The 25,897-nt window shown below is 65.3% G+C and carries 24 protein-coding genes and 1 tRNA gene; 13 read left to right on the forward strand and 12 right to left on the reverse strand.

Features of this window, described 5'->3' with window-relative positions:
• The first annotated feature begins 189 nt into the window (after positions 1 to 189).
• A complete protein-coding gene (locus MH112_RS14520) occupies positions 190 to 459 on the forward strand; it encodes a hypothetical protein (RefSeq protein WP_296569162.1) in 270 nt (89 codons plus the stop codon).
• A gap of 4 nt (positions 460 to 463) precedes the next feature.
• Here MH112_RS14520 and MH112_RS14525 read toward each other — a convergent pair whose 3' ends face one another.
• Entirely contained in the window at positions 464 to 1,039 is a 576-nt protein-coding gene (locus tag MH112_RS14525; protein WP_296569164.1) for a cob(I)yrinic acid a,c-diamide adenosyltransferase, read from the reverse strand.
• Positions 1,040 to 1,046: 7 nt separating this feature from the next.
• Positions 1,047 to 1,253 carry a twin transmembrane helix small protein gene (locus MH112_RS14530; protein WP_296569167.1) on the reverse strand — a complete coding sequence of 69 codons (207 nt, stop codon included), beginning with the start codon at positions 1,251 to 1,253 and terminating at the stop codon, positions 1,047 to 1,049.
• Positions 1,254 to 1,675: 422 nt separating this feature from the next.
• Between MH112_RS14530 and MH112_RS14535 the strand changes: the two genes are divergently transcribed.
• A complete protein-coding gene (locus MH112_RS14535; RefSeq protein ID WP_296569171.1) occupies positions 1,676 to 2,326 on the forward strand; it encodes a TetR/AcrR family transcriptional regulator in 651 nt (216 codons plus the stop codon).
• A 159-nt stretch (positions 2,327 to 2,485) separates the two neighbouring features.
• Positions 2,486 to 3,055: a TetR/AcrR family transcriptional regulator gene (locus MH112_RS14540; RefSeq protein WP_296569173.1), complete on the forward strand. Its 570-nt coding sequence runs from the start codon at positions 2,486 to 2,488 to the stop codon at positions 3,053 to 3,055.
• A gap of 12 nt (positions 3,056 to 3,067) precedes the next feature.
• On the opposite strand, the gene MH112_RS14545 is transcribed toward MH112_RS14540, so the two are convergent.
• Positions 3,068 to 4,717 carry an acyl-CoA dehydrogenase family protein gene (locus tag MH112_RS14545; RefSeq protein WP_296569176.1) on the reverse strand — a complete coding sequence of 550 codons (1,650 nt, stop codon included), beginning with the start codon at positions 4,715 to 4,717 and terminating at the stop codon, positions 3,068 to 3,070.
• A 74-nt stretch (positions 4,718 to 4,791) separates the two neighbouring features.
• Here MH112_RS14545 and MH112_RS14550 point away from each other — a divergent pair, with 74 nt between their 5' ends.
• Positions 4,792 to 5,418 (forward strand): glutathione S-transferase, encoded by a 627-nt coding sequence (locus MH112_RS14550; RefSeq protein ID WP_296569178.1) that lies wholly within the window; start codon positions 4,792 to 4,794, stop codon positions 5,416 to 5,418.
• A gap of 23 nt (positions 5,419 to 5,441) precedes the next feature.
• On the opposite strand, the gene MH112_RS14555 is transcribed toward MH112_RS14550, so the two are convergent.
• Complete coding sequence (locus MH112_RS14555) at positions 5,442 to 6,239, reverse strand: alpha/beta fold hydrolase (RefSeq protein ID WP_296569181.1); 798 nt, start codon at positions 6,237 to 6,239, stop codon at positions 5,442 to 5,444.
• Positions 6,240 to 6,314: 75 nt separating this feature from the next.
• On the opposite strand from MH112_RS14555, the gene MH112_RS14560 reads away from it, so the two are divergent.
• Positions 6,315 to 7,298 (forward strand): hypothetical protein, encoded by a 984-nt coding sequence (locus MH112_RS14560; RefSeq protein WP_296569183.1) that lies wholly within the window; start codon positions 6,315 to 6,317, stop codon positions 7,296 to 7,298.
• Between the two features lie 25 nt (positions 7,299 to 7,323).
• On the opposite strand, the gene MH112_RS14565 is transcribed toward MH112_RS14560, so the two are convergent.
• The 3 genes from MH112_RS14565 to MH112_RS14575 are packed head-to-tail and all read right to left on the reverse strand — an operon-like array spanning position 7,324 to position 10,316.
• The gene (locus MH112_RS14565) at positions 7,324 to 8,094 is read right to left on the reverse strand and encodes a Rieske (2Fe-2S) protein (protein WP_296569186.1); all 771 of its coding nucleotides are present in this window, start codon (positions 8,092 to 8,094) and stop codon (positions 7,324 to 7,326) included.
• 7 nt (positions 8,095 to 8,101) lie between these two features.
• Positions 8,102 to 9,709, reverse strand: a complete 1,608-nt coding sequence (locus MH112_RS14570) for an alpha-amylase family glycosyl hydrolase (protein ID WP_296569201.1) — start codon at positions 9,707 to 9,709, stop codon at positions 8,102 to 8,104.
• Between the two features lies 1 nt (position 9,710).
• On the reverse strand, positions 9,711 to 10,316 hold the full coding sequence (locus tag MH112_RS14575; protein WP_296569203.1) for an ATP-dependent Clp protease proteolytic subunit: 606 nt from the start codon (positions 10,314 to 10,316) through the stop codon (positions 9,711 to 9,713).
• A 233-nt stretch (positions 10,317 to 10,549) separates the two neighbouring features.
• Between MH112_RS14575 and MH112_RS14580 the strand changes: the two genes are divergently transcribed.
• The 3 genes from MH112_RS14580 (at position 10,550) to MH112_RS14590 (ending at position 12,627) form a co-directional block, all read left to right on the forward strand.
• Entirely contained in the window at positions 10,550 to 11,302 is a 753-nt protein-coding gene (locus tag MH112_RS14580) for an extensin family protein (protein ID WP_296569204.1), read from the forward strand.
• A 108-nt stretch (positions 11,303 to 11,410) separates the two neighbouring features.
• The gene (locus MH112_RS14585) at positions 11,411 to 12,172 is read left to right on the forward strand and encodes an SDR family oxidoreductase (RefSeq protein ID WP_296569207.1); all 762 of its coding nucleotides are present in this window, start codon (positions 11,411 to 11,413) and stop codon (positions 12,170 to 12,172) included.
• Positions 12,173 to 12,174: 2 nt separating this feature from the next.
• Positions 12,175 to 12,627 (forward strand): GNAT family N-acetyltransferase, encoded by a 453-nt coding sequence (locus MH112_RS14590; protein ID WP_296569210.1) that lies wholly within the window; start codon positions 12,175 to 12,177, stop codon positions 12,625 to 12,627.
• On the opposite strand, the gene MH112_RS14595 is transcribed toward MH112_RS14590, so the two are convergent.
• The 3 genes from MH112_RS14595 to MH112_RS14605 form a co-directional block, all read right to left on the reverse strand.
• Entirely contained in the window at positions 12,600 to 13,784 is a 1,185-nt protein-coding gene (locus MH112_RS14595; RefSeq protein WP_296569212.1) for an aminotransferase, read from the reverse strand. The genes MH112_RS14590 and MH112_RS14595 overlap by 28 nt on opposite strands.
• Before the next feature lie 37 nt (positions 13,785 to 13,821).
• Entirely contained in the window at positions 13,822 to 15,654 is a 1,833-nt protein-coding gene (gene typA / locus MH112_RS14600; RefSeq protein ID WP_296569214.1) for a translational GTPase TypA, read from the reverse strand.
• A 341-nt stretch (positions 15,655 to 15,995) separates the two neighbouring features.
• Positions 15,996 to 16,898, reverse strand: a complete 903-nt coding sequence (locus tag MH112_RS14605; RefSeq protein ID WP_296569385.1) for an N-formylglutamate amidohydrolase — start codon at positions 16,896 to 16,898, stop codon at positions 15,996 to 15,998.
• 120 nt (positions 16,899 to 17,018) lie between these two features.
• Here MH112_RS14605 and cpdR point away from each other — a divergent pair, with 120 nt between their 5' ends.
• The 5 genes from cpdR (at position 17,019) to MH112_RS14630 (ending at position 23,400) form a co-directional block, all read left to right on the forward strand.
• On the forward strand, positions 17,019 to 17,375 hold the full coding sequence (gene cpdR, locus MH112_RS14610; RefSeq protein WP_296569216.1) for a cell cycle two-component system response regulator CpdR: 357 nt from the start codon (positions 17,019 to 17,021) through the stop codon (positions 17,373 to 17,375).
• 98 nt (positions 17,376 to 17,473) lie between these two features.
• Positions 17,474 to 17,548 (forward strand) — tRNA-Val (locus MH112_RS14615).
• 1,207 nt (positions 17,549 to 18,755) lie between these two features.
• Positions 18,756 to 19,226 carry a hypothetical protein gene (locus tag MH112_RS14620; protein WP_296569218.1) on the forward strand — a complete coding sequence of 157 codons (471 nt, stop codon included), beginning with the start codon at positions 18,756 to 18,758 and terminating at the stop codon, positions 19,224 to 19,226.
• 13 nt (positions 19,227 to 19,239) lie between these two features.
• Positions 19,240 to 19,854 carry a hypothetical protein gene (locus MH112_RS14625; protein WP_296569220.1) on the forward strand — a complete coding sequence of 205 codons (615 nt, stop codon included), beginning with the start codon at positions 19,240 to 19,242 and terminating at the stop codon, positions 19,852 to 19,854.
• Positions 19,855 to 20,421: 567 nt separating this feature from the next.
• A complete protein-coding gene (locus MH112_RS14630) occupies positions 20,422 to 23,400 on the forward strand; it encodes a TonB-dependent receptor (RefSeq protein WP_296569222.1) in 2,979 nt (992 codons plus the stop codon).
• Between the two features lie 108 nt (positions 23,401 to 23,508).
• On the opposite strand, the gene MH112_RS14635 is transcribed toward MH112_RS14630, so the two are convergent.
• On the reverse strand, positions 23,509 to 23,931 hold the full coding sequence (locus tag MH112_RS14635; protein ID WP_296569224.1) for a DUF6491 family protein: 423 nt from the start codon (positions 23,929 to 23,931) through the stop codon (positions 23,509 to 23,511).
• Positions 23,932 to 23,985: 54 nt separating this feature from the next.
• Entirely contained in the window at positions 23,986 to 25,800 is a 1,815-nt protein-coding gene (gene mnmD / locus MH112_RS14640; protein WP_296569226.1) for a tRNA (5-methylaminomethyl-2-thiouridine)(34)-methyltransferase MnmD, read from the reverse strand.
• Between the last annotated feature and the right edge of the window lie 97 nt (positions 25,801 to 25,897).

The raw sequence follows: 25,897 nt of genomic DNA on the forward strand, positions 1-25,897 counted from the left end.
TTCACCCGGGGCTTGACGTTGTAATCGATCACCCGTTTGACCGGGACCAACACCTTCATGAAAGCCTCAAATTCGCATTGCGTAAGAATGGGACGCACGGGGCATAACGTTTCCCGCGCGGTTTGCAAGACAGGGACATGGGGCATTTTGCGCCAATGTCGACCCCAGCCACGGAGAAAATGACCGACAATGAGCTATCCGATGGGCCGCACCATTGAACGCCTGAAGTACATTTTTGCCGGAGTCTTCGCGCTCTGTCTGGTCGGCATCTTCGCCTATCAGGCCCATGTTGTGTGGCCGCAGGAGCGCTGCGAGGCCCAGGGTGACTGGTGGGATCCCGATGGTCGGGTGTGCGCCCGCCCGGTGCTGATCTCCGACATCACAGGTCGGACCATCCCCGAACGTCAGGCCGCTGAGGCGGCGGCAGCCGAGGCCGCCACGTCCGCGCCGGTCCCTTGAGGCGTCAGCCCCGGGTGGCACCGGGGGTCCAGAGCACATCAAGCGCGCCGTTGGCATTGGCCCGCCTTGCAGCCACGAACAGCAGGTCGGACAGGCGGTTCAGGTACTTGAGGGCCGGGGTCGCCACCGGTGCCGTAAGGGCCAGGCTGATGGCGGCGCGCTCTGCCCTGCGGCAAACCGTCCGGGCCTGATGCAAGGCGGCTGCCGCCGGTGTTCCCCCGGGCAGCACAAACGAGTTCAACGGGGCCAGATCTGCATTGATCTGGTCGATTTCCTGTTCAAGCCGCGTCACCTGACCCTCGGTGACCCGCAGAACCCGGGCGGGGTCCTCGTTGTCCACCGGCGGATTGGCGAGATCAGCCCCGAGGTCAAAGAGATCGTTCTGAATGCGCTCGAGCAGGGGGTGCAACAGAACATCCCCCGCAGTGTGCAGGCGAGCCAGGCCCAGGCACGCATTGGTCTCATCGACGGATCCGTAGGCCTCCACGCGCAAATCCGTCTTGGACACCTCTTCGCCGTTGGCCAGGCGGGTGGCACCTTGATCGCCCGTTCGGGTGTAGATGCGGTTGAGGACGACCATGGTGGGTCTACCCGCCGTAGGTGTTGCGCCACCAGACGGCGGCCACAAGGATGGCGACAGCTGCGGCTTGGAGAACGACCCTAAGTCGCATAAGTTTGTTGGAATAGGACCGTCCGAAGTCGCCGCCCCGGAACAGCGCAAAAATGCCCACGCCCAAGGTCAATGTCACAGCGAGCAGACTCGCGGGGATCAGCAGGGCGAAGATCTGGGTCATGGCCTGTCATCAAATTGCTTAAGCGTCACAGCCAATGTAGGGCGTCTGCCCGCAATTGCACGAAACTGATGTCGACTCGCAGTTGCGATATTCATTGATCGAATTCAACGAAATTCATTTTCCACCGTCGTTTCTACCCGGCCAAAAATTTCACGCTTAACACCTCGTTTCTGCACATGTTTTGTCTGCGACAACCCGTCGCGCCCCCCCGGCTGCCTATTTCCGTTATCCCCTCGACCCAAGGAATTCTAAGTCGAGTTGTTGAACGCATTCGCTGAAAGTGTTGCCTTAGGGTGCCCTGGGTGCTTTGCGTTCTGGCCGAAAACCAGCGTCCCACGACCACCTGGCTCCCCCCAGGGGCCGTACTCGGACGCCATCGCCGTTGGTCTCCCCCACCACGGCAATCTGGAGTTGAGACAAAGATGAAGCACGTCGCTGAGGTCGATAGCCAGGCCGAAACCCGCGTCCGCATGCCCACCCGGCGGGCCATGGCCAAGCAGCAAACCCGGGCCAAGGTGCTTGCTGCCGCCCGGGAGCTGTTCAGCACGGAGGGCTATGAGGGGGCGACCATCCGGGACATTGCCGCCTCGGCCGGCATGTCCACCGGTGCGGTTTTCGCGAATTTCGCCGACAAGTCGGAGCTCTTCCGCGAGATCATGGTTTTCGACATGGCCGCCGTGCTGGAGGCCATGAATGAGGCCGCAGCCCGGGGGCGGACCGTGGATGACGCCCTGCTGAAGGCGTTTGGCGCAGGCTACACCTTCTATCGCGGTCAGATTCATCTGGTCCGGGCGGCCCTTGGCCTATCCTGGTCCTGTGACACCGGCCCTGCCCTCAGAGAGCTTCCAGCCATGCAGGACACGGTCGAATTGTTCGCCGAACAATTGGCGCTGGGCGTTCAACGCGGCGAATTATCCCAGGAATGCGAGATCAAGCTGCGGAGCCAGATGCTGTTTGACAGTTACCTGGCCAACTATGCCCATGCGGTGTTTGGCGGCTGGAGCCTGGAAGCGCTGCAGGCCCGATCCCGGGATCAGATCCGGGTGATCCTGGCCGGCGCTCGCCGGGGGTAGGAGAGCGGCACGGTGAACTCCCCCCAGGGAAAGTGGCTTGCTACCGGAGCCCATGCCGGGTCTCCTGTGAATGGGAAACATTTCAGGACGCGCCGTCAGAGCGCGCTTGGGGGGAAATTGAATCAACGCCAGACCCAAAAGGAGGCGACGCGCCGCCGCGTGCTCGACGCCGCCAGGGACCTGTTCGAGACGGTGGGGTACGAAGAAACCACTGTGCGGGAGATCGCCACCCAGGCCGGGGTCGCGGTGGGCAGCGTGTTCACCTGCTTTGCCTCAAAGGCCGAGGTGCTCAGCCAGGTCATGCTGGACCGGCTGGAGGATCTCTATGCCGAGCTCGACCGCATCACACCGCACCTGCGCGGGTCGGTGGTTGACCGGTTGTCGTCGATTTTTGCCCTGCACTACGCTTTCGAGACCCGGCGTACGCCCTTGTTTCTGGCCCATATTGCGGCCGCCTACAGCTGGCGACCCGGGTCCGACGCCGTGCCTTACGGCCGCAATCCTCGGCTGAGGGGCATGATTTTCGACTGTATTGCCGAGGGACGCGAACGGGGCGAAGTGACCCAAGAGGCGGATATCGCGCTGATTGTCGACACCTTGATGGCCGCCTACGCCTGGAACTACCGACTGGCGGCCTGGGAACAGGCTGGACCCGATCAGATGAGCGCGGTCCTTGAACGCCAGATCACCCTTATCGCTGAGGGGTTCCGCCCCTCGGCCGCAGCCTGAGCTTCTCGAGCTTCAGTTTGCCCCCTCCAGGAGCCTGCGGGCGATCACTTGGGCCTGAATCTCGCCGGCCCCTTCGAAGATATTGAGGATACGCGCGTCGGCGAGCAGACGGCTGACCGGCTGTTCTACGGCAAATCCCGTACCCCCATGAATCTGCACGGCATTGTCTGCGCAGGCCCAGGCGATGCGGGCCGCCGTCAGCTTGGCCATGCCAGCTTCCAGATCGCAGCGCCGGCCTGCATCCTTGGCCCGGGCTGAGAACCAGGCCAGCCGACGGGCACCGAGAATTTCAGCGGCCATCATGGCCAGCTTGTCCGTGACTCTGGGGAAGCGGGTCAGAGGCTCTCCGAACTGTCGGCGGGCCAGGCCATAGTCCAGGGCCAGGTCGAGGGCGTTCTGGGCAACCCCGATCGCCCGGGCGGCCGTCTGGATTCGCGCCGACTCGAACGTCGCCATGAGCTGGGAAAAGCCCTGACCTTCCTGAGCCCCCAGCAGGGCATCCTCCGGGACGGCGAAACCGTCAAAGGCGATCTCGTACTCCTTCATGCCCCGATAGCCGATCACGGCGATCTCGCCGCCACTCATGCCGGGGGCGGGAAAGGGGTTGGTGTCGTCCCCGCGGGGCTTCTGGGCCAGCAGCATTGACAGGCCCCGGTGGTCGCGGCTGGCGGGATTGGTGCGAACCAGCAGGGTCATCAGGTCGGCGCGGGCGGCGTGGGTGATCCAGGTCTTGGCCCCCGTCACGCGCCAGGCACCATCCCGAAGTTCTGCCCGGGTTCGCAGGGAACCTAGATCGGAGCCTGCCTCGGGTTCGGTGAAGACCGCCGTGGGCAAGAGGGCACCTGAGGCGATGGCCGGCAGCAACTCTGCCTTCTGTGGACCTGTTCCGTGGGCCAGGATCAGCTCGGCGGCGATCTCCGAGCGAGTGCCCAGGGACCCGACGCCAATATAGCCCCGAGACAGAGCCTCGGAGACCACGCACATGGCGACCTTGCCGAGCCCCGCACCCCCGTGGGCTTCGGGCAGGGTGAGGCCAAACACTCCCAGCTGGGCCAGCTCCTCAATCAGAGGCAGGGGGATGAGTTCGTCGCGCAGGTGCCAGCCGTGGGCGAAGGGGGTGATCTTGTCCCGGGCAAACGCACTGAATTGCTCGAAGATCGCCTGATGGGTTTCATCCAGGCCGCTGGCCTCCAGGGATGGCTGGCCGCGGGTGGCCTCCAGCAGGGCCACGATCCTGGCCCGGGCGGGCGACCCACCATGGGGGGCGAGGTCGGCGATCAGCGGCGTCAGGCGGGTCGGATCGAACCCCAGATCGGCCGGCCGGACCATCTCCCCCTGGCTCATGGGCAGGCCGCCGGCCAGCTGGCTGAGATACTCATGCGCCAGCAACAGCGCAGGTCGCAGACTGGCCTCGTTCAGGTCGCCGGCGGACTCAAGCGCCTCTGCCCAGGTCGCGGTCTGGCGCAGGGTCTGGGCATAGGCCGCCGCCCAGGCCAGGCCGTGGGCGGCATGCTGACCGTCGTCCAGGGCTGTGCGGTCGAGGCGGCCGTCGGGGGCCAGGCGGGCAAGCACTGCCGCCCTGGCCTCGGCCACACAGGTCTCGGCGGCATCGGCGGCGGCTGCAAGCCGCGCCACGGGGTCATGGGGTAGGTCTGGGATCATGGATCAGGTTCCGCCCGGTCGGTCGACGTACTCTCCCGACCCCTATACGATGTAAGCCAAACCGGGGAGCCGCCATGATCACTGTTCACCATCTCAATGAATCCCGCTCGCAACGGATTCTCTGGCTTCTGGAGGAGTTGGGGGCTGAGTATGAGATCAAGGCCTATGCCCGGGATGCGACCACCCGGCTCGCGCCTGAGGCGCTGCGCGCCATTCACCCCTTGGGCAAGTCGCCAGTGATCACCGACGGGTCCGCGACGGTGCATGAGTCGGGCGCGATCATTGACTATCTGATCCGCCATCACGGGGCAGGCCGCCTGCAGCCGCAAACCGGTGGGGCGGACTACGAAGCCTATCTACAGTGGCTGCATTATGCCGAGGGCTCGGCCATGCTGCCGCTGATGCTGCAGATGTACGTGATGCGCCTGGGCGAGGCAGGTGGGCCCTTGCATGAGCGGATCGCCAGCGAGATCGACAATCACATGTCCTATCTCGACCAGGCTCTGGCCGGCCGGGATTACCTCATGGGACAGGCCCTGACCGGCGCCGACATCCAGATGAGCTTTGTGGGCGAGGTCGCCCGGGCCTTCGGGCTGCTGCCGAAATACCCCAATGCTGAGGCCTGGCTTGACCGGCTGCACGCCCGCCCTGCCTATCAGGCGGCCATCGCCCGGGGCGGCCCCTACGCCCTGGGACGCTAAGGCTTCCGCCAGCGCTGAGCGGGCTAGAAGCGATCCCCGAAAGGATCGTCCAGCATTCCGTCCAGAAAGTCGAAGGTCGCTGCCTTGGTGAGGGCGTGGGGGATGGCCGAGAAGTGGTCGCAACCGACCACGGTGATGCCCCGTCCATGGGGGAAGGCGCGGGCCAGGCCGTCAGGGTCGCCCGCCCCATCATCCCGCTGTCCGGCGACCACAAGCACGGGCATCTCCAGCTGGCCCATGGCGTCGACATCCAAGGGCGGGTTTTTGGCCTGAACAAAGGCCGCCAGGGCCCGGCGGTCCTCCCCCTGTTCATCTGCGAACTGACGGAAACTGCGCAGCATGGGGTGACTGATTGACGCAGGGTCATCTGCCAGCATGGCCTGCGACATGGAGTCCATGGGCGCACCTTCCAGCCGGGGTTCAAGCAGTCGCTCACCGACGCCCCCCAGAATCAGATTGGCGATCCGGTCAGGTGCCCCCAGGGCCGCGGCCAAGGCGGTCCGTGCGCCCATCGAATAGCCGAACAGATCCACCCGATCGAGATTCAGGTGATTAATCAACGCGATAATGTCGCTTCCCAGGGCTTCGCGACCATAGGATTCGGGATCGTAGAGCTTCTGGCTCTCCCCGTGGCCCCGCTGGTCGAGGGCCACGCAACGGGTCCCACGGCGCTCCAGGGCGGCGTACCAGCCGGTGCGTCGCCACCCTTCCTTGCGGTTGGACGCAAAGCCGTGGACCAAAATCATGGTCCGGAGGGTTTCACCTGCGGGGGGTAAATCATCAAAGGCGATTTCAACGCCGGCGTTCAGGAATGAGGGCATTAAAGGCTCAATAACGCGGATATTCGACGGTGACCCTGAAGCCACGCCTATTGTGGAAGATGGCAGGAGAGTTGGATGGACAGCGCGCGCCCCGATCAATCGATCGATCTTACCATGGACCGGATCGAGCGTGAGGCAAAGCGCGCGGCTCAGGCCAAGGCTGAACAGGCGCGTTTTGGCGGCACCCAAGAGGGGCGTGTGGGTCCGGCCGCTGAGGCTGAGGCCCTTGCCGCCAGGGTGGCTAGCCTGGTGCATTGCCACCGTGTGGCCTATCGTCCCCGGGACTGGGCTGTAGTAGCCGCCCGCCCGCGCATCAATATTGTCCGCACCCATGAGCGGGAGGCTGAGGCCCGTCAGGCGTTCCACGCTTATCGCCCCGGCTGGCTGGCCCAGCTGTTCGGTGCCGACCGTGACAAGCGCCGTCTATTGGCGGCCAGGGTCGCCGAAGCGGCCAGCGAGGACGAACAGGCCTACCGCAAGGCCTGGCGCGAAGCCCAGGTCCACAATGCGGAGATCGACTACGCCTGTAAGCTCGCCGAGCTCGACATGCGCACGATCAATGAGTCCCTGGCCGAGCACACCCGGCTCGCCGAGGTCTATTCGGCGGTGGAGCGTTTCCGCTTCGTCTCGCCGGCCAAGGGCCATCTCCAGATCATGATTGAAGCCCTCGATCTGTCGGCCATGCCAGCCGAGGAGGCTGAGCGTCTGCCTCAGGGCCGCGCCATGTTCCGCCCCGCGCCTCTAGGTCGCCGTCATCAGATGCAGGGGGCCAATGTTTGTGCTGTAGCCCTGCGGTTTGCTGTCGAAATGCTGGGGTTCCTGCCCCTCGACGCGGTCGAGGTGGTGGTCCATGGGGACCTCCGCGATCCTCGGACCGGACTCTTTGAGCGCCACCCGATCCTGCAGTTGACCCTCACCCACACCCAGGCGGCGCGTACGCCCTTTGAGCGGGCCGACCCCATGGCGCTTGCCGCTCAGCTGGGGGCCCGCGTCAACTGGACGATCCAGGGCGGCTTTGCCCCCATCGAGCTGGTGGAGCCCCCGGGCCAGGCGCTCTGAGGCCCATGACCTTCCAATCCGCCGGTCAGGCCTTCAGCAGCCAGAAGGCTGGATGATCTGACCAGAGGACCTCTGTCTGTCGGGTCTGGTGTGCCGTGATCGGCGTCAGGCAGGTCAAGGACAGGACCTGGCGCTTGCCCACAGTCACGTGCGCCCAACGTAAGCCCGGCGCGCCGAAGGCGACCTCCATTTGAGGCCGCCTGCCCAGGATGGCATAGGGACGGCTGTCCGGCACACGGGGGGTGTCCTTCAGATCCAAAGCCGCGCGCGCAAAAGGGGTGTCGAGGATCATCTGCCCGACCCGCTTGGGCTTACCCATAGCCACGCCAGGAAGGACCGGCGGGGCGGTTTCCGGCTCACCATCAAAGCGGGGGTCAGAGCTGAACCAGATGAACACCAGGCCCTGGCTTTCACGCACCGGATAACGCCGAACCCGGATCTTGCTCACATCCATCGCCTGGTCGGCCACCAGGGAGGGAATGGCGGTGCAGGCGCCGTCCAGGCCAAAGCGCCAGCCGTGATAAGGGCACTCGACGCTCTCGCGGCCATTGGCCTCGGTGGTCAGCTTGCCCGCTGAGAGCGGTGCGGACCGGTGCGGGCAGATGTCACGGACGGCATAGACTGCGCCCTGACGACCCCGTCCTATAAGGATCGGTTCCCCCAGGATCTCAAACCGCTGCAGCTTGCCCGGTCGCAGGTCGCGGGCCATTGCGGCAAAATGCCAGACATCGGTCAGAGCGCCTTGGCCGGGACCGACTGGCGGGGGGCTGAGGTCTGTGGCGTCGCTCACAGGCATGATGTCCTCAAGGGCATTTGAGGAAGCGGCAGGCGTGGGGCCCGAGGGCCAGTCCGCCCGGCAGGGCTTCACAGTCGCCTGAGGACACGGGCAACACTTCCCCACCGGTCAGACGCGGATGTTCCGCCCGGGCGGTTCGTCCGCTCAAGTTAAACACACAGGCAATGGTCTGGCCCTCATGGCGCCGCAGGAAGGCGAGCACCGGCTCAGGTGTGTCCAGGATCTCGATGTCCCCGTGGGTCAAGGCCCGGGAGGCTTTGCGCAGGGTGATCATCTGCCGGGCGAAGGCCAGGGTGGACTTGGGATCCAGCTCCTGTCGGTCCACGGCCAGGGGGCGGTGGCTTTCGGCGGCAGGCAGCCAGGCCGCGCCATTGGAAAAGCCCAGATGTACGGCGTCGGATCGCCAGGGCATGGGCGTCCGCGCCCCATCACGCCCCTTGGCGATGGGCCAGTAGAGGTCCCCCACCGGATCGCGCAGCTCCCCACGGGACAGCTCGGCCTCCGGAAGGCCAAGCTCTTCGCCCTGATACAAGAGGATGGTGCCCCGCAGGGCCATCAGCAGGGCCAGCATCAGCCGGGCCACCGACGCTCCGGCCTCTGGACCCCCAAGCCGGGTGACGGTCCGGGGCACATCGTGGTTGCAAAAAGAGATCGTCGGCCAGTGCTGCGGGTGGGCCGCAAGGGTTTCGCAGTGATCCTTGAATAGCTGGGCGGTCATCCGCCGCGCCTTCAGAAGGACGAAGGTATAGGCCGAGTGCAGCCCCTCATCGGGCGCGCCATAGGCCCCGCACCGCGCCTCTTCCTCGGAGAACTCGCCAAACACGAAGCGGTCGGCCCCGTGCGCCTCCACCCGGCGGCGGACCTCGTCCAGCAGGGGAATGGTCTCTGGCAGATTGGCGTCGAACAGGTGCCGCTGCATATCGCTGGCATGGGCCCAGGCTGCCCGATCCCGGTCGGCCGCCGGTATGGGGGGATTGTCCCGCAGCGCCCCGTCATGGAGGAAGGCGTTGGCCACATCCAGGCGAAAGCCGTCTGCCCCACGGGAGAGCCAGGTGTCCAGCACCGTGAGGGCGGCGGCCTTGGCCTGGGGTTGTCGCCAGTTCAGCTTGGGCTGCTGACGCAGGAATTTGTGGTGATAGTGCTGCCGACGCGCGGGCTGGTAAGCCCAGGCTGGGCCGCCGAAGACGCTCAGCCAGTTGTTGGGCGCGGTTCCGTCATCGGCGGGATCGGCCCAGACATACCAGTCGGCCTTGTCCCCCTCAGGGCCTTCATCCCGACTGGCGGTAAACCAGGGGTGCTCGTCTGAGGTATGGGCCAGGACCTCATCCAGCAGAACCTTCAGGCCCAGGCCATGGGCGGCCTTCGTCAGGGCCTGGAAATCTTCCACTGACCCATAGTCGGGGTGGACGTCGTCATAGTCGGAGACATCATAACCCCAGTCCCGATTGGGCGAAGGGTGGATGGGGGAGAGCCAGATTGCGTCCACGCCGAGGCTCTTCAGATAGTCCAGCTTGGCCATGACGCCCGCAAGGTCGCCATGGCCATCGCCGTCGCTGTCGAAGAAGCTGCGGACGTAGATGTGGTAGACCACCGCCCCCTTCCACCAGGGGGCCATGTCAGACCGCCGTCGCGTTCTCGATGATCTTCGAGACCAGCCCGTACTCGACGGCCTTCTCGGCGTTCATCCAGAAGTTCCGCTCGGTGTCCTGGACCACCTTTTCGTAGGTCTGACCGGTCTCGCGGGCGATGATGCGGTTGACCCGCTCACGCATCTTCACGATTTCCTGGGCCTCGATCTGAATGTCCGAGGCCTGGCCCCGCACGCCGCCCATGGGCTGGTGCAACAGGAACCGGGTGTTGGGCAGACAGAAGCGGTTTTCCTTGGTGGCACCCAGGAAGATGTGGGCACCGGCGCTGGCTACCCAGCCTGTGCCGATCACCTTCACCTGCGGTCCACAGTAGCGAATCATGTCGTGGACGGTGTCACCGCTCTCCACATGGCCGCCGGGGGAATTGACGAAGACCTTGATGTCGCCCTTGCCGTCCGAGGCCAGGGCGAGCAGCTGGGCGGAGACGCGCTCAGCCAGCCGCATATCGATCTCGCCGAAGATGAGGACCGTGCGCGACTTGAACAGGGCGTTCTGCACCGGTCCCGAGGTCATTGGCATGTCGGGAAGGCGGCCCTTTTCGTCGTCGTCGTCATCTTCGAGACGGAAACCCATTACGCTCTCCTAGATTCATCAGTGGGTCGGAACGTGCGACTTGCAGCGCCCCGCCGCAAGGGGGCAGCGTGATCCTGTCCCCATCCGTCGCCGAAACCCCTGCACCTTTCGTTCCAGTTTGGGCAGGTCAGGGCGCTTTGTCCCTGAACATTGGTGCGGGCGTCCAGGCCTCGCCTCAGGTGGAGGCAGGGGGTAAGGTCGGGCTCAGACCCCCGACGCCCGCATCAAGGACCATGGCCGGCTATCGCGCACCCCGACATCCGCAGGTGGAGGCCCATGCCCGCCGTCAGACCCTGATCGCGCGTCTGGTGGGGCTGGCGATGTTGTGGATTCTGCTCCTGGCGCTGGCGCTTGTTGCCGAACGGTCCATTCCCGATCAGCACCTGCCGTGGACGCCGCTCAGCGTCATTGACCCCGTAGGCGCCGCCACTCGGGCCAAGGCCGCCCGTACCGGCCAGGACGCGGGCGCCTGCCGGGCGGTGCTGGCCAAGGGCGGGTTGACCTATCAGATTGCACCGGAGACGGAGGACGGGTTCTGCTCGGTGAAGGACGCGCTGCAGTTCACCGGCGGCATGGCCCCCTTGGCGCCCACTGACGTGGTGATGACCTGCAAACAGGCCCTGGCCGTGGCCATCTGGGAACGGCAGGTGGTGCAGCCTGCCGCGTTTGAAACCCTTGGCCAGGCGGTGGTGGCGGTAGAGCACTACGGTGCCTTTTCCTGTCGCCGGATCTACAACCAGCAGGCCGGGCCCCCCAGCGAACACGCCAGCGCCAATGCCCTGGATGTATCCGGCTTCCGCCTGGCCGATGGGCAGGTGGTGCGGCTCAAGGACCATTGGGATGATCCGGGGCCGAAGGGCGTCTTTCTGCGTCAGGTCCGGGACGGAGCCTGCAAGGTGTTCCTGACCACTCTGTCGCCGGACTACAACGAGGCCCACCAGGATCACTTCCACCTGGACATGGGCGGGCGGCCCCTGTGCGCCTGATCCCACCCCGGCCGGCTTGACCCCACCTCGGGGGGCGCCGCAAATGACGCCCACTCATAAGGACATTGTCTCAGGGGCCAACGCGCCCCGCAGTCTGGGAAACGCGCCATGGAATTGTTTGATCTCACCGGCAAGGTCGCGGTGATCACCGGATCCTCCCGGGGCATCGGCAAGGCCATCGCCGAACGCATGGCCGACCATGGTGCCAAGGTGGTGATCTCCTCGCGCAAGGCTGGGCCCTGCGATGAGGTGGCTGCGGCCATCAATGAAAAGCACCCCGGTGCTGCCATCGCCGTGCCGGCCTCGATCTCCTCGAAAGAGGATCTTCAGCGGCTGGTGGACGAGACCAACAAGGCCTTCGGCAAGATCGACATCGTGGTCTGCAACGCCGCCACCAACCCCTATTTCGGGCCCATGGCCGGGATCGGCGACGACGCCTTCCGCAAGATCCTCGACAACAACATCATCGCCAACAATTGGCTGATCCAGATGGCGGCGCCGCAGATGCGGGAGCGTAAGGATGGGGTGGTGATCATCATTTCGTCCATCGGCGGCTTGCGCGGCTCCACCGGCATTGGCGCCTACAACATCTCCAAGGCCGCCGACTTCCAGCTGGCCCGCAACCTCGCCGTGGAGTTCGGGCCCGACAACATCCGCGTCAACTGCATCGCGCCGGGTCTGGTCAAGACCGACTTCGCCAAGGCCCTGTGGGACACCCCCGAAGCCGAAAAGCGCTCCAGCGCCAACAATCCCCTGCGCCGCCTGGGCGAGCCCGACGACATCGCCGGGGCGGCGGTCTTCCTGGCCTCCCGGGCCGGGGGCTGGCTGACCGGTCAGGCGATCGTGGTCGACGGCGGTGCCACCTGCTGAGCATGGGCGTTCCGGCCTATGTTTTCACACCGGCCGGGCCCGAACACCTGGCGGCCCTGACCGACCTGCGGCTGGCGGTGATGGCCGACAGCTTCAACCGCATCGGCCGCTTTGATCCGGAGCGGGCCAGGGTCTGGTTCGCCGACACCTATCGCCCCGAAACCACCCGGCTCATCCTGGTGGATGGGGAAATGGCCGGCTGCGTCGCCTTCCATGCGGTTGAGGCCGGCGTCCTGAAGTTGGAGCACTTTTACCTTGATCCCCGCTGGCAGGGGCGGGGCCTGGGGACGGCCATACTGGACGGCCTGCTGGCGGAGGCCGATGCCGCCGGCGCCCGGGTGATCCTGACGGTGCTACGCCAGAGCGATGCCCAGCGCCTCTATGAGCGCCGGGGCTTTACGGTCACCGGCCGCGATGACCTCGATGTCTATATGGAGCGCCCCGCCAGGGTCTGAGACGCTAGGTCCCGGGCCTTGGCCAGCCGCCGTGCGCCCTCGTCCAGGGTGGCGTCAGACTTGGCAAAACAGAGCCGCAGGATCGTGGTGACCGGGTCAGTCTCATAAAGCGCCGAGACCGGGATGGTGGCCACGCCGGCCTCACGCACCGCCAGAAGGGCGAAGTCCCGGTCGGCCATGGTGACCCCGGAGGCGGCCAGGTCGACATTGATGAAATAGGTGCCTTGTGAGGGCAGGACCGAAAAGCCCTCGGCCTCAAGGGTGCTGGCCAGGCGTTGCTGGCTGGCAGCCAGGCTGACCGGCATCGTCGTCCACCAGTCGTCCAGGGTCTCCAGACCGAAGGCCACGGCGACCTGCAGATTCGGCGGTGTGGTGAAGGTCAGGAACTGGTGGGCCTTGGCCAGCAGACGGGCCAGGGGGGCTGCGGCGCAGATGAAGCCCACCTTCCAGCCGGTCAGCCCGAACATCTTGCCCGCTGAGCCGATTTTCACGCAGCGTCCGGCCATGCCTGGATAGGTCAACAGCGGGCGATGGACGGCGGGAGAGAACACCACCTGCTCCCAGACCTCGTCGCAGATGGCGATCAGATCGTGGGCCACACAGATTTCGGCCAGCAGGCTTAAGTCCTCGTCCGGCACCACCGCGCCGGTAGGATTGACCGGGGTGTTCAGCACCAGGAACCGGGTCTTCGGCGTGATCGCCGCCTCAATCATGGCCCCGGTGAACCGCCAGTGGGGCGGGGATAGCGAGATGAGTTTGGGTATGCCGCCAGCCCGCCGGATCAGCGGCAGATAGGCGTCATAGAGCGGCTGGAAGACGATCACCTCGTCGCCGGGCTCGATCAGGGCCAGGAAGGCCGCCGCCAGGGCCTCGGTGGCCCCTGAGGTGACCACCACCTCGGTGGTGGGATCGAAGGTGAGCCCCTGGGTGCGGTGATAATGTGCGGCAACGGCGGCCCGCAGTTCTGGCAGGCCGGCCATGGGCGGATACTGGTTGTAGCCATCCAGCACTGCCTCGGCCGCCTTGCGGCGCAGGGCTTCAGGCCCAGGATCGTCGGGAAAGCCCTGGCCCAGATTGATCGCCCCATGCGCCCGCGCCAGTCCGCTCATCTCCTCGAAGATGGTGGTCGGCAGGGCTGCAAAGGTGGCGTCAGGCATGGGACGATCCCGATCGTCGCTCCGGGCCTTGGGCGGCCTAGTCTTCCTTGACGCGCTTCTTGCGGAAGCTCGGGTTCAGGACCTTCTTGCGCAGGCGGATGTTCTTCGGCGTCACCTCGACCAGCTCGTCTTCCTCGATATAGGCGATGGCCTGTTCGAGGGTCAGGCGCCGGGGCGGGGTGAGGCGGATGCTCTCGTCCTTGCCCGAGGCCCGGACGTTGGTCAGCTGCTTGGCCTTCATGGGATTGACATCCAGGTCGTCGGACCGGGAGTTTTCGCCGATGATCATGCCCTGGTAGGTCTTCTCGCCGCCGCCCACAAACATGGTGCCGCGCTCTTCCAGGTTCCACAGGGCGTAGGCCGCAGTTTCGCCGTCCGAGTTGGACACCAGCACGCCCTTACGGCCGGCATCGATGGCACCCTTATAGGGCTCATAGTGGCTGAACACGCGGTTCAGTACGCCGGAGCCGCGGGTGTCGGTGAGGAATTCCCCCTGATAGCCGATCAGCGAGCGGGACGGCGCCATCAGGCTGATGCGGGTCTTGCCCGCGCCTGACGGACCCATGTCCTTCAGCTCCGCCTTGCGGGCCGAGAGCTTCTCGATGACCACGCCGGAGAACTCATCGTCCACGTCGATCATCACGTCCTCGATGGGCTCAAGGCGTTCGCCGGTTTCCGGATCGTGCTGGAACACCACCCGGGGACGGCTGATGGAAACTTCAAAGCCCTCACGGCGCATGCCTTCGATCAGCACGCCCAGCTGCAGTTCGCCACGGCCGGCGACCTCATAGGCGTCCTTCTCGCTGGTCTCGGTCACTCGGATGGCGACGTTGGACTCGGCTTCCTTGAGCAGGCGGGCGGCGATGACCCGGCTCTGGACCTTGTCGCCTTCGCGGCCGGCAAGCGGGCTGTCATTGACCGAGACGGTCATGGAGATGGTCGGCGGGTCAATGGGCTGGGCCGGCAGGGCCTCGGTCACATCCAACGCGCACAGGGTATCGGCCACGGTGGCCTTGGACAGGCCGGCGATGGCGACGATGTCACCGGCCTCGGCGTCGTCGATGGGCTGGCGCTTCAGGCCGCGGAAGGCCAGCACCTTGGTGATGCGGCCGCGCTCGATTTCCTTGCCGTCCCGCGACAGGGCCTTGATGGCCAGGCCTGGCGTCGCCTTGCCCGACTCGATGCGCCCGGTCAGCAGGCGGCCAAGGAACGGATCGCTTTCAATCAGCACCGACAGGATCTGGAAGGGCTCGTCCCGGCGCGCCACGGCCTTGGGTTCGGGCACGTGCTCGACGATCATGTCGAACAGCGGGGCGAGCGTGTCATTGGGCTGGGCCATGTCCAGCGTCGCCCAGCCGTTCTTGCCACTGGCATAGATGTGCGGGAAGTCCAGCTGCTCGTCAGTGGCCCCCATGGCCGCAAACAGGTCGAAGGCGTCGTTCAGGATACGGTCGGGATCGGCATGCGGCCGGTCAACCTTGTTCAGGCAGAGGATCGGTTTGAGGCCCATCTTCAGGGCCTTGCCGAGCACGAACTTGGTCTGGGGCATGACGCCCTCTTCGGCGTCCACCAGCAGGACGCAGCCGTCCACCATGCCCAGGATCCGCTCCACCTCGCCGCCGAAGTCGGCGTGGCCGGGGGTGTCGATGATGTTGATACGGGTCTCGCCGGCCTTGCCGTTCCAGAGCACGCTGGTGCACTTGGCCAGGATGGTGATCCCGCGCTCGCGCTCCTGGTCATTGGAGTCCATGGCGCGCTCGACGGTCGCCTCATTGGCTCGGAACACGCCCGACTGGGCGAGCAGCTGGTCGACGAGGGTCGTCTTACCGTGGTCAACGTGGGCGATGATGGCGATGTTGCGCAGCGACATGGGAAACCTTTTCCGGAAGCGGCGGCTTTTAGGGGACAAGACGCCCCACGGCTAGCGCGAACTGGTCACAGGCAGGTCGGAATCGGCCCGCCCCTTGTGCGTTGCAACACGAAATCACCCGTGAGCGCGCCGCATCATGCCATTGAAAACGCTAATCTTACCCTTCTAGGCCCCAATATGTTCGCGGTTGCGACATTTTTTCCCTTGTTCTTTTTTGCGGCGCACCGTAGATTTTGACCGTGAGGCGTCTCCGGACGTCTCTGCCCTTCCTGGGCGTTTCCTCCCTAATGAACTGGCCGCGCTTTTTAGCGCGGCCTTTTTTTTGGCCTTCGCCAGGGGGGCTAGGTGAGCGCGGACCAGTCGTGCCCGGTCAATCTGACGCTCAGGGCGGCGATGTCGGCCTGCAGGCGATTGAAGCCGGCGGTCGGGGTGAGGGCGGCCTCATCCAGATACAGTGCCCGGTTCAGCTCGATCTGCAGGGCGTGCACCCCGCGGGCCGGGCGGCCATAGTGTTCGGTGGTGTAGCCGCCGGCATAGGGGGTGTTGCGCACCACCCGGTAGCCGCGGGCCTCCAGCTCCACCTCCACCAGACGGGTCAGGCTGTTGGCGCAGGAGGCACCGAACCGGTCGCCGAGCACCATGTCGCAGCCGCCGGCCCCGGCGGCCTTGGCGGCGGCGGTGGGCATGGAATGCCAGTCCACCAGAATGGCCACCCCGTGGGCCGCCTGTGCCTCGGTGATCAGCTGGTTGAGTGCTGTGTGATAGGGGCGATGCGCCCGGTCAATCCGCCCTTGCGCCTCAGCGAAGGTCAGCTTGCGGGCGTAGATCTCCTGGCCTTCGGACACCACCTTGGCGATGGCGCCGAGGCCTGCGGCGACCCGGGCGGTGCGGCTGCGGGCGAAGTCCGGCAGGGCGTCGGCGAACATCGCCGGATCGAGCTCAAAGGCGTCGCGGTTCACATCTATATAGGCGCGCGCATAATTGGCGGTGATCAGGGCCGCGCCGGCCGCCGGGGCGGCGTCTACCAGCTGATCCACAAAGGCATCCTCGGATCGCCGGATCGCCTTGGCGTCCAGTCGGGCGGCCGACATCATATCGTCCGGATAGAGCCGGCCGGAATGGGGGGAGGCGAAGATTATCGGGGTCGGTGGCGGGGCGTCTGGACCCCCGGCGCGGCGCACCTGAAAGCCCGCCGGCGCCAGGGCGGCCGGCTCTGCGACATCAAGGGGCTCTACCGCGGACATGGCGCGCATATGACGATGCGCCGGGCGCCGGGTCAAACGGATCGGGGCGGCAGTTCATCGGGGATTTACAAACCCACCCCTATGGTCGCCCCTATGAAAGACGATGCCCTGGACGCGCCCATGCCCCGCATTCTTCTTGCCGAGGACGACGACTCCCTGCGCGGCTTCCTGGCCCGGGCCCTGGAACGGGCCGGCTATGAGGTGCGCGCCTGCGCTGACGGGGAGGAGGCGGCCTCGGTCCTGGATCAGAACTGGGACCTGCTGCTCACCGACATCGTCATGCCCGGCATGGATGGCATCGAGGTGGCCCGACTGGCGGCGGCCCGTAATCCGTCCCTGCGCATCATGTTCATCACCGGCTTTGCCGCCGTGGCGCTGGCGGCGGGGGACTCTGCGCCGGCCGGCGCGAAGGTCCTCTCCAAGCCCATCCACCTGCGCGAGATCGTCGCTGAGGTGGAGCGGATGATGGCCGCCTGAGGCCGGCATCCCTGTGGCGGCTTTCAGCCCTTGCACAGGGACAAGCCGCCCGTTATACCGCCGCCCTTCCCGTCCCCCCCAAAAGGGGCCGCCCTTATGGACGCGTAGCTCAGCGGGAGAGCACCTCGTTGACATCGAGGGGGTCACAGGTTCAATCCCTGTCGCGTCCACCATTCACCCCTACACTTTTCGGGGTGAGCCTTAGACACTTGAAATTGTCCCGACTTCTCCGCGGCATGAGCGGAATGCGCCGCTGAATTTCGGCTCTCCGTTAGGGCTGATCAGCGCAAGACCAGCCAAACTCGCACCATGGTCTCTGAGCCTATTGCGAGAGTGTAGGTTTCGCCGATTCTGACTTACCAGGAGCCGGATTCGTTATCCGAAACCGAGCCGTCAATCCTTATTGCCTGTATCCCCCCTCATCGGACAGGTGATCAGGAAGTTTTGTCGCCATCGCTTCGTAACTGTCCTAGTTCCCCAGGACGGCGCTGTATGTTCTTGTTTTGTTCTTGACGTTACCGCGCATTTTCAATAGGCTTTTGTTGCGGTGAGTAAGTGCGGCCGAGCCAACGCACGTCACGATCACCGTCTTCCCGCGAATCCCAGATGTCGCTGAACCGTCCGAGCAGGCGGTGCGACGTCATGCCTTGATGGAGAGCGCGCATGGCGTGGAGAGATGTCAGTCCTGCAGACTTGGAAGGTGAGGCACTGCGACGATGGTACCTTCGCTCGCCCGACGATGTTGAGCGAAGACAACGAGCCGCGGCGGACGCACGCTACCAGGCGTTCTTCGCCCCACAGCACCTAGCCCAGCCGCCATCGGCCTTTCGCCCAGCCGGGGAACCATCGCACGGCGCGCGAGGCGCTTCGATCAACACTTATATCGGGTTCAGCGAGGATGACCCAGGGTGGACCTCCACCTGGCATGCCGGCGGGCCGAGCGGATGGCGACGAGACGAGACCCCAGGCGCGAATGGCGGGGCCAGACCGGTCCCCCTGCCCTCGCCAGCGCGCGGTCGGAAGGATGAAGGGAGCCAGCCCGCTCCCCTTTCCCCATACTCGCCGGCAGGCGGGTCGTGGCCGGTTCCGCTGTCCCCGATACTTGCGAGCCACCCGCCATCCAGCGTCGACTTCTCGACGGCGGCACCGTCGGTTCGATCGATGTCCTACCGGCCGGAGCAGCCGGCCACTCCCAGCGAGGTCAGTCAACAGGCGTCCGTAACCCGGTCGCCGCGTCACGGGATTTGGATCGCAGGCCGTCAGCCCGGCGAGTTGGAGCCCTCCCGCACGGAGGTCTTTCGGCGGGGGCCTGATGGCAAACTCCACGCGATTCCCGGCTGGCGCACGACAGGTCCGTTCGAGTTCGGCGAATGGTCGCGCATGTTCGACTGGGGTGGCGTCGCGGGCGACCTGACTGACATCACCACTGGTGTCCTCGACTTCATGATAGGCGGAGGGCTTGCAGGAGAGATCGTCAAAGGCCTCGGTTACACGATAGGACCGGACATTGTCCGAGGGATGGTGCAGGGCCATCGCGCCTGGGCAAAGTTCCTTGGTGGCCCCGCCAAGCAGGACCTGGCACGACTCCACCAGAGCCTGCATACAATGTTGCATCGTGATCTGGCAGCAGAACTCAAAGCGGCCGGCTTTCCGCGCGTCGGGGGGCGGGGAGGCGGCATAGGGAATTGGGCAGAGTACTTCGCAGAAAACCCCGGAATGCAGGACGAGGCCATAGCGATCCTGCGGAGGGTGACTCGGGAGTTCGACCGCAAGAATGGAACGAAGGTATCGAGGTACCTGGACGAGGCCCTGGTGAAAGGTAAGGCTTCCGCGTCCCCGCCCTCCCCATAATCGAGCTTCGCCTATGCCCCCTACAGATCCACCCATCCAGCGCTGGCTATGGTACGATACCGAGACGGCTGACTGTGTCTCATTGGATCGATCGTCCTATGTTGAGGCCTTCTTCGATGGCAGGCCGGTCCCGCTTCCAGAATGGGTCTGCACCTCGCCCGATGGTGGTCTCCACAAGAACGCCGGCCTCCTCGCGCTCGATGTTGATATCGCCGAAGCGCCAAACGTCCGCGATGAACTCAACTGGACGTGCGACTATGTTGTCCAGCTCGTCGCGCACAGCTGGCTCGACGAGATTCGCGATCTCATAGACGAAGAACGTATTGGACTAGGCGTTCTTCGCGAGAAGGGCGAAGTTGTCTCGGGATGGTCGACGATTCACGAGCGTCGGCCGCCCGTTCTTCTTGCCACTGAAGGACACGTGAAAACTTGTCCGATCTGCGGCCATTCTTACACGGTTCTTCATGGGCGCGAGTACTTCTCAGATCCTGAGGTGATTGGGAGGCCGCTCATCGTCAACAGCAATGGACTGTTCGTCCGCGAAGACATCGCTAGAAGCCGAAACCTGCGAACCCCGCGGGGAGCATTTGAGCCGGGCGTGATCGAACTCGAAGCAAGGCGCTTTTAAGCGCCGCTGCGGAGACAAGTGAGCTCCTCACTGCATCCACCACCATTCCTGGCCCTTTCCTCTCAAGGCCCTTTCCTCTCAAGGCCCTGTTCTCTCGAGGCCCTGTCCTCTCGAGATAAGACGAGACCGGTTACGCAGCCCATCTGATTCGCCCTGCCCCGTGGCTGAGACCTTCCGGAAGGGCCCATCGCGCCCACCGACAAACGCGTCCCCACCGAAATCACGGGACTGTCAAAACAGACGCCGTCAGCTGCGGCAGAGGGCCGGATTTTAGCTTCCGTTGCGGAAACCGGGGGCGTGTCTTGCGCTAATCGCCCCGATTAGGGTTTTTCAGGCGCGGTCCAGCCCTCGCCCGCAAAGTCTTGTCGAGGTGCAGGTATGCTTACAAACCCAGCACCCCTAAGGGATTCACGCGAGAACCTTGCGCTCGGGTCAGAGAGTCTGGTTATCTGTCAGCCTTGAAAAAATTCTGGCGCTTTTGCAAAAGGTGCCGGATTATCGTTTTTGCTCACGGGTCAAAATCCTCATTCCATAAGGGGATCGGCGCCAAGAGGGGGAAGGAAACCAATGTTGAAACGTTCATATTTCTGCGGCGGCTCGGTCATGGCCGTCGCCTTGGCTATGGGGGCTGTCGGTTCGGCGGCCGCTCAAGAGGCCACGGTGGTCGAAGAAGTCGTCGTCACCGGTTCATTCATCGCCGGCACCCCGGAAGACGCCGCCCTGCCGGTGGACGTCCTGGGCGCGGCTGAACTGGAACGCCAGGGCTCGCCCAGCGTGGTCCAGCTGGTGAAGTCGATCAGCGCCTCGCAGTCGGCCATCGGCGAAAGCAACCGCTATAACGGCGGCGCGGGCACCGCGACCATCAACCTGCGCGGCCTCGGCTCGTCGCGGACCCTGGTCCTGATGAACGGCCGGCGTCTGGCCGACTCCACCCAGGCCGCCTTCCAGGGCGGTGGTCAGGACCTCGGCTTCGTGCCCACCGCCGCTGTCGGCCGGGTCGAAATCCTGAAGGACGGCGCTGCGGCGACCTACGGCTCCGACGCCGTCGGCGGCGTGGTCAACTTCATCACCCGCAAGGATCTGGACGGCTTCGAAATCGACGCCGACTACATGTTCATTGACGGCTCTGACGGGGACTACACCCTTGACGTCGCCTGGGGCAGCCAGTTCGACCGAGGCAATGTCCTGGTCACCGCCGGCTACCGCGCCCGTTCGCGTCTGGACATCAACGATCGCTCCTGGGCCCGCACGCCCATGGACGCCGTGTTCTACGGCGGCTGGTCGGGTTCGTCGAACCCTGGCTACTACGGTACCCCGGGCGGCACGACCTTCTTCCGCGATAATGGCTGTAACGAACTGGGTGGCCAGCTTACCGCCGGGGTTGTTCCGACCAGCAGCACGGCCATCGGCAGCGTCTGCCGCTTCCAGTTCTCGGCCTTCAACGACCTGGTGAACGAGGAGCATCACTACCAGCTCTTTAGCGAGCTGAACTTCGACCTCACCGACACGGTCAGCTTCCACGGCGAAGTGGCCTGGAAGCGCACCGATGTGCCGAACCAGCGCATCTCCCCGGCCAACCTGACCACACAGTTCCCGACCCCGATCTCGGCGGGCGGCACCTCAGGCTCGACGGCGCCCCGTGGTTTCAACGGCCAGGTGCCCTACTTCGTGCCGGCCTCCAACCCGGGTCTTATCGATCTGCGCACCACCTGCGCGGCCCCGCTTACGGCGGCTCAATGCGCGGCCATGGGCGGCGGCGTCACCATGGCGCGGGCCTTCTGGCGGGCGATCGCCCATGCCGGTCATCCGACCAATCCCGATGGTGCCGACTATCAGGACATCCAGAACAATTCGTTCCGGGTTTCCGGCGGCTTCAAGGGTGAGTTCGGCAATGGCATCGGCTGGGATGCGTCCCTGACCTATATGAATGTTGAGTCCACGGTCACGACCAACGACCTGCTGGTGAACCGTATCCAGCATGCCTTGAACGGTCTGGGCGGTCCGGGCTGTAATCCGGCCACGGGTGTCGCTGGCGTCGGGGCCTGCCGTTACTTCAACCCCTTCACCAACAGCATCGCGGTCAGCGCGGTCAATGGGGCCAACAACCCGTTCTATCGCGGCGGTGCCAATCCTGCCGTCCTGAACAACGCCGCTCTGGTGGAGTGGATGTATGGCACCTACACCAACGTCAACACCAACGACCTGCTGGTGGCTGACCTGGTGTTCAACGGCCAGACCGGCATTGAGTTGGGTGGCGGCGCCATCGCCTGGGCCGCCGGCGCTCAGTTCCGTTACAACCGGACCCGGGAAGACTGGGAAGGCCTGGGCGATGTGAAGGCAACGCCTTGCGTCGACTCCATCGACGATGGTCTGCCGCTCTGCTCCGATCCGGTCGGTCCCTTCGTGTTCTTCGGCGCCCAGGAAGACCTGGATGTCGATCGGGACGTCGAGGCCCTGTTCGCCGAAGTCCGTCTGCCCTTCACCAACGACTTCGAGATCAGCGCCGCCGTTCGCCACGAAGAGTTCGGCGGTCAGGTGGGCGCCACCACCAACCCGAAGATCTCGGCGCGCTGGCAGGCCACCGACTGGCTGGCCTTCCGCGGTTCGGCGGGCACCACCTTCCGCGCTCCGGCTCAGGCTTCTGTCTCTCCGGGCAGCAGCAAGGGCGTGGCCAATATCGGCGGCAGCTACCGCGCCGTCGTGACCGGCAACAACCCAGGCCTGCAGCCGGAAACTGCCACTACCTACAACCTCGGTGTCATCCTCGACGCCGGTGCCTTCAAGGCCACGGTGGACTACTTCCGGTTCGACTTCGAAGAAGAACTGGTCCTGGAGCCCACCAACGCGATCTTTGCGTCCCTGAACTGCGCCAATCCGGCGATCGTGGCCCGTTTCATCTTTGACGGTGCCTGCTCGGCGGCAAACACGCTCAGCGTCAGCCGCTTCATCGTCAATGGTCCCGAAACCAAGACCTCGGGTCTCGACTTCAAGGCCCAGTACGACTTCGACGACTTCTTCGGCACTGACATGCTGGACGCCCGCGTCTCCATGGGCGTCGACGGCACCTATCTGCTCACCTATGACCGCGGCGCCTTCACCCTCTTCGGGGCTGACAATGTGATCATCGAAGCGGCTCAGGACCGTGTCGGCCGTCATGAACTGGTGGCGGAGTTCTATTCCTACCCGCGGCTCCGGGCGACCGGGTTCATCAATGTGAACGGCGGCGACTGGAACCTGCGCTACCAGCTCCAGTATCGTGAAGGCACCCAGCAGATCGGTGCCCCCTGCCCGGCCAGCGGCGCCAGCGCCGCCTGCCGTTATGACCGCGCCTCGGCCACCTTCGTGGATGTGGGCAAGACCGACGACTTCTGGCAGCACGACCTGAACCTGCAGTACGACCTGCCCTGGAACAGCACCGTGAATGTGGGCATCCAGAACCTCCTGGATACCGACCCGCCGTTTGCGCAGTCGATGTACAACTACGACTACACCAACGGTAACCCGCTGGGCCGTACCCTCAAGATCGGCGTCAAGCAGCGCTTCTAAGGCGCGAAATCGCAGCCCGGCGGCTTAGCCGCCGGGTCGCACATCTCGATCGGCGTCGCCTTCGGGCGGCGCCGATTTCATTTGGGGCCATGGCCTATACCGCTCCGTTCAGGGGCGGCGACCCTTGGGCAAGGCCTCGACCTCGGTGAGCGTCAGCTTGCGCACCGCCCGGACCATGCACCGCTGCGCCCCGAGGGGGCCTGGTGAGATGATGGTGGCGTCTGAGCCCCGGCAAACGCTCGATCCCGAACGGGAGACCACCCCAAGCTGGTGGGTCCAGTCGATGTCCGGACAGGGGGCAAACAGCGCCATCTCATAGACATCGCGCACCCCGACCCGGAGGTAGAGGGTCTGATCATCGGGGGCGCTGAAGCCGGTGACGTTGCGGGTGAAGAAACACTCCCGAGGCCCAGAGACCGTATCGCCAGACCCCGGGGCGTTTCCCCCCGCTGAAGTGGGCGCGCAGGCACTCAGGGCGACCGTGGCCAAGCTGAACGCGACAAACACTGGGGTGAGGCGGGACACAGGCATGATCGGCTCCATCCGATGTCGAGATTGAGGGCAGACTGAGCGCCGAACATGGCCTCAATCGGGCCGCCCGCCCGATCGTTTCAAGGCCCGCCGCCGAAACCGGTCAGGATCCACCAGATCGGCCATCTCCCGGGGCAGGGGCGAGGGCGAGCCGGCGATCATCGCCGCGACATGGTCTGCCAGCAGCGGAGCCAGGCAGAACCCCCGCGATCCTAGGCCGCCCAGCACATAGAGCCCCTGAATCTCAGTTTTCCCCGCCAGGGGCAGCCGGTCGGGGGTGACCGCCCGCACTGACGCGCGGCCTTCAAGGGAGCCGCCACCGGCCTTAGCCGCCAGGTCAGGCATCACCTCGGCCAGGGTATCGAGGTTCGTCTGATGCTCGTGATCGCGGACATCGTCGCCTGTGTCATCCCGGACATGGGTGGCGCCAAAGACCAGCCCCTCAGGGGCTTGAGCCACATATCCCCCCCAGGCGATGCCAGGGGATGAGAGGCCTGGCGCGAGGGATATCTGACCCCGCACCGGCGACAGCGGCAGGCTGTCGACCAGGGCCTTCATCTGGGCTCCGGCACACCCCACCACGGCAGCGCCCCGCCAGATCTCTGCACCCTCCGGGCCCCTGAGGATAAGGCCCTCGTCGACCTGTTCCAGTCCGGTAATCTCCACCGCGCGGACAGGACCCAGCCAGGCCTCTAGAATGGCGCTCGGCCGCACCACCTTCGCACTCGCCTGGAGGAGCCCCTCGCCCACGGGTGGGCCCGCCCAAGCCGTAGCCTCCGCCGCCGTCAGGGTGTGCAGGGCACTCGGCTCGAACAGGTTCGAGGCCGCAATCTGGGCAAATCGCGCCGGGTCGCGGGGCTGCCTGGCCAGCTGCAGCACGCCCTCGCTCAGCACCGCACCCGGAAGGTCGGCATAAAGCCCCACCGCGCGGTCCAGGGCCTGGGCGAACAGCCCGGCCAAGGGACCAAGGCCAGCGTCCAGGCGCGGGGTCACCAGGGCGGCGGCATTGCCCGAGGCGCCCGCCCCTGGCCCGTGGGCGTCCAGCACGTCGACATGGGCACCAAGCGCGCGCAGGGCCCTCGCCATGGCCGCCCCGGCGATGCCAGCGCCGATCACCGCGACCCGGGGGGCCGTCGGCTCATCCGCTGCCGCATCGGTACGCCAGGCCTCCAGGCGCTCGCGTTTGCGCCCATGGCCTGGGCGCTTGGCCACCTCCAGCCCAGTGGCCGCCAGGCCACGGCGGACGGCACCGGCAACCGTAAATGTGGCCAGCCGGCCCCCGGGCGCTGTCCGGGCCGCGACCTTCGCCAGGAGGTCATCGCGCCACATGTCCGGATTGAGGGCCGGGGAGAACCCGTCGAGAAACCAGGCGTCAGCCTGACCGCTCCAGGCGCTCAAGGCCGCATCGGCGCTCATCACCGCCACATCCATGACGGTATTCAACTCAGGCAAGTCTACCCGATGAAAGCCCCGACGTTGTCCGGGCCACCGGGAGGTCAGCAGGTCCGCCAGCTCAGCCAGTTCTGGCCAGGCGGACAAGACCTCTGCGGCTGTTGTGGCGGTGAGGGGATGGGCTTCCACTGAGAAGATATGCAGACGACCTTCTGCCGGTCTCGTCCGCGTCCAAAGCTCCAGAAGGGCCAGGATGTTCAGGCCTGATCCCAGGCCGAGTTCCCCGACGGTGAAGCTCCGGCGTCCGGCCCAGCGTTCGGGCAAGCCGCAGCCCTGCAGGAAGACCGTCCGTGATTCGGCCAGGCCATCCTCGGTGGAGAAGTAGATGTCGCCGTAAAGCCGCGACCGCGGCTGGCCCTGGCTATCCATGACCAGGGGTGATTCTGGGTCAACAGGGGCAGGGCGTTCGGCGGTCATCGGGGCCCATAGCTTGTCTGCGGACGTTTAGGACACCGCCCATAGCAAAAGGGCCGCCCCGGAGGACGGCCCTTCATCAAAAACGCCGAAGCGCTTT

It is taken from the genome of Phenylobacterium sp., assembly GCF_022402485.1.
Lineage (GTDB): Bacteria > Pseudomonadota > Alphaproteobacteria > Caulobacterales > Caulobacteraceae > Phenylobacterium.